Here is a 4,084-nt window from a genome sequence, read left to right as displayed (position 1 = left end):
GCAGCAATGAAGTGGTGCGCAGGTGGAAATCCTCGGCGTTCACAGGCAGCGGATTCTCCAGAATCGGATCGCCTGGCTCAGGGTATACCGGTTCGGTCGTGTCCCAAATCACGCCCAGGTGAGCGGTGATCGCCGAGTAATCGTCCAGCCTGGACAGCCAGCCTCGCGAAAGCTTGAAGCGGAAAACATGCTCTGGACGAGCTTCGTGCTCCTGCACCACATGATTCTTGGCCACCCAGGTGAAGCGATAAGGCGCAACGTGCTGGTTACCCGCAACAACCACAAACAGACGCTGCCCGGGTTGAATCATCGGCCAGGCGTTGATCGCGACAATTTCATCACCCGAGAACTCTTGCATGCGCAGGTACCAGGTATTCCACTCCTCCTTGGCATGCGTGAACACCGGCCTTGAAACGAAGAGGTCCTCCTCCCTGATCTGTTGGATTTCCAACTCCAGCGTCAAGGATTCCAGGGCCCGCCCCCCTGCATTGGCCGTGTACTTGATCAATACCGTGTGCCCGATGCAGTAGCTGATCCACTGTGGCGGAATGCCGACGACATTGACGCCATTTTCGACAGATACCGGTTCGAAACGCGGCTCGTCCTGCCCCTTGACCGCCATGTAGAACATGACATCAGTGGCGTTGGCCGGCAGCGTCAGCGTGGCCGTCGTGCCATCGCTGGCGTCAATGGGATACAGCACGCTGTTGTTCGCAGCGTGCTCGATAATCGCATAGGGCAGTTCCGTTTCAACGGCTGGCAGCGAATTTGCTGCCTGAACGGAACCGATTTTTTTAGCAGGTGTTTTGCTCGCCACGATAAGACTCCTGTCCAGATGTTAGATCACCGTCGGCCCGACCCGATGGGCCGGAAACTGCGGATATCTAACACGTGGATCAGGACCGCTGCCTACTGTCAGAATTAACAGTTCTGCTGGGAAAACTCGATATTCCAGACCAGTGGTGTACGCACAACCGCTCAAACTCCGCCAAGGCTCAAAGGCGGGGTCTGTGTGACCCCGCCCTTCATTGCCTGGCTCTAGGCATTCACGGGACTACACATAGTGAAGTTATCGAGGTATCCGTGCTCGCCCACTTCAACCTCAAAGCTTGCGAGCAACTCACCTTTGCCCGCCTTGAACTCAACCCATTGGTGCCGCCCCCCCTTGGCTGAGTCCACGATCCGCGTTTCGATGGGCACCCCGCTTTCACCGTAGAAACGCACAGTTGCCTGACCATCCAGATGAACATATGCAAACCGCAGACAGGCGCAGGGCACGTCGAATGCAAAGCGTGTTATCTGCGTCGGGGTGATAAAGCCAGCCGTGTCGATGCAAAACCCGAAAGCCGGTCCTGACATAAACTCCCCTACGTTTGCGAAGGTGTGTATACCGCCGCGAGCATTTGTAGCCAACTGAACCATGGTGATGGTCATCGTCGAAAGGCGCAGACTTTCCCCGGGTTTGAGCAGCTTGTCAGGCTGCCCATCAAACCTTTCGACGATCTGTCTGCTTTTGATCAGCTCCAGTGCCACCGGCTCGAAAGGTCGCAGCGTATCGTTCGCAAACCTCACGCTCAGGCGCAGCGTAATGACACTGTCGTTGGCGAATGCAAAAAATTGCGCATTTGTAATCGCAATATTCAAGCCCTCCAGAACCTCCAGCGGGGCAACGTCGCGCTCCGGCAGCAAAACCACGGAATGGGGGCCGCCTCCAATTGCCGTGCCGGTGCAGATCAACGAGATTCGGTTGTCCGTAGCGATCTTGTCCCAAGGGGCCGCAACCAGATGGGCATCCTTCTCACAGCACAGTCGAAGAAAGTTCAACTCGCCGTTCTCCGCTTCCGGCACAGAGGGCACGGGCAGAGAGACAGGGTTTATAAACAGCAACCTCAAGGCCTGGAACTTGATCTCGACACTTCCAAGCGGACCAATGAAATGCGAAAAATTGATGGTGATATACGTATCATCTTTCAACTTCTCCAACTCCGAATGTGGAATCAGACACGACAACCCGTCCCTATCACCGCTTTCGAGTGGCCTCGCCATGATCGGTACAGTGATTGGGGAACCGTCTTGCGCAGTCCCCTCAAGCGTCATAACCCCGACATGCCCCTCGACGAAAAACCACCACGCCAAATCGACATCGACATCGGTACTTTTGACAATGACTTGCGCGTCCTTCCCAGGGAAGGTACGCAGATCCAAGACGTCGCCAGTGGCTTGTTTCACCACTGGACGAGGACGCCGCTGCATGAGTGGCTCACCGACCTGCAACGCGAGTGTCTCGGACACCATCTGCTTGCAGGCATTGATCACGGTGTAAGAAATCAGTGCCGTCTTGCGGAAGCTGTTGATCATCTGTTCGCGGGACGCCAGGAACGTGACCGGGCCGGACGCCCCCTTCTGTAAAGGCAGTGGCCAACAACTGTCTGCTCCGTCCAGGCACCACTGGGCAGTATGTTGGTGGCTGGGTTGGCAGCCTTCGTAAACCGCCTCGACATGCACCCCTTCGCGAGCGTTCCACGGCACCAGAATACCCCCTTGTGCTTCCCTGACTGTGGGTGCCCGTGGCGCCAACGGCTCCTGGTAGATCGTGAACCTCGCGGGCGGAAATTCGTGGGCGTTCTTCAGTTCGCTCGCCTCGCAAAAGCCCGTCTTGACGCGCAGTTCGAACGTGGAGCAATCGCCGATCTTTTCCAATGCTGCCCTTGGAATATCAGCCCTGACGCCGTCGCTTTTCCAGGCCTGCGTGACAATCTCACCGTCCAGAATATCAAAGCGGTAAGCGCTGCCGTCTGCATATTCAGCATCGATCCACATCCAGCAATGGCTCGCGCACTCACCATAGCCTCCCAGAGGCGCTATCACCTTCGCGTCCCCCGGGAAGTTATCGAGGCACAGCATGCGATCCTGGTTCGCCTCTTCAATCAGCGGGCGTTGGAATTCGGGCGTTAAAACACTGATCACTCTCGCTTGGGACGACTGTGCCGGGCCGCCGGCGGCAAGGTCATAGCTCAACGTCATCTGTTTGTTGAAGAAACACGCCACCACACAGGCCGGCAATTTGACGAAAGGCATCTCGCCGTTCTGTTCAACCGTGAAATCACCCAACAGTTTCTTCGCGTAAGCGGGCCCGGATACATAAAACCTCACCTCGTCACCTTTGTAAGTGTCCAGACCCTGGATGATGATCTCCCCTCCCTCCTGGGTGTTTTCAGGGTTGAGGCACCACTCATCGTTGTATTGCGTAGACTCGCGCAAGTGCGGCGGTTTCAGGTCCAGCGCAGGGTCGACACGCAGCAATGAAGTGGTGCGCAGGTGGAAATCCTCGGCGTTCACAGGCAGCGGATTCTCCAGAATCGGATCGCCTGGCTCAGGGTATACCGGTTCGGTCGTGTCCCAAATCACGCCCAGGTGAGCGGTGATCGCCGAGTAATCGTCCAGCCTGGACAGCCAGCCTCGCGAAAGCTTGAAGCGGAAAACATGCTCTGGACGAGCTTCGTGCTCCTGCACCACATGATTCTTGGCCACCCAGGTGAAGCGATAAGGCGCAACGTGCTGGTTACCCGCAACAACCACAAACAGACGCTGCCCGGGTTGAATCATCGGCCAGGCGTTGATCGCGACAATTTCATCACCCGAGAACTCTTGCATGCGCAGGTACCAGGTATTCCACTCCTCCTTGGCATGCGTGAACACCGGCCTTGAAACGAAGAGGTCCTCCTCCCTGATCTGTTGGATTTCCAACTCCAGCGTCAAGGATTCCAGGGCCCGCCCCCCTGCATTGGCCGTGTACTTGATCAATACCGTGTGCCCGATGCAGTAGCTGATCCACTGTGGCGGAATGCCGACGACATTGACGCCATTTTCGACAGATACCGGTTCGAAACGCGGCTCGTCCTGCCCCTTGACCGCCATGTAGAACATGACATCAGTGGCGTTGGCCGGCAGCGTCAGCGTGGCCGTCGTGCCATCGCTGGCGTCAATGGGATACAGCACGCTGTTGTTCGCAGCGTGCTCGATAATCGCATAGGGCAGTTCCGTTTCAACGGCTGGCAGCGAATTTGCTGCCTGAACGGAACCG

At 56.9% G+C, this 4,084-nt stretch carries 1 protein-coding gene and 1 pseudogene; both read right to left on the bottom strand.

The genetic code is table 11. From position 1 onward, the window contains the following. Nucleotides 1–817, bottom strand: a pseudogene (locus BFQ04_RS12380) (hypothetical protein); the annotation flags it as partial. A 221-nt stretch (nucleotides 818–1,038) separates the two neighbouring features. Then, the coding region (locus BFQ04_RS29665; RefSeq protein WP_065951080.1) for a hypothetical protein at nucleotides 1,039–4,084 on the bottom strand (3,046 nt) is incomplete at its 5' end.

Source organism: Pseudomonas sp. 37 R 15, from assembly GCF_900004865.1.
In the GTDB taxonomy this organism is placed as follows: domain Bacteria; phylum Pseudomonadota; class Gammaproteobacteria; order Pseudomonadales; family Pseudomonadaceae; genus Aquipseudomonas; species Aquipseudomonas fluorescens_AM.
The sequence above is the reverse complement of the archived record's forward strand: the minus strand, read 5'-3'. Positions and strand labels throughout refer to the sequence as shown.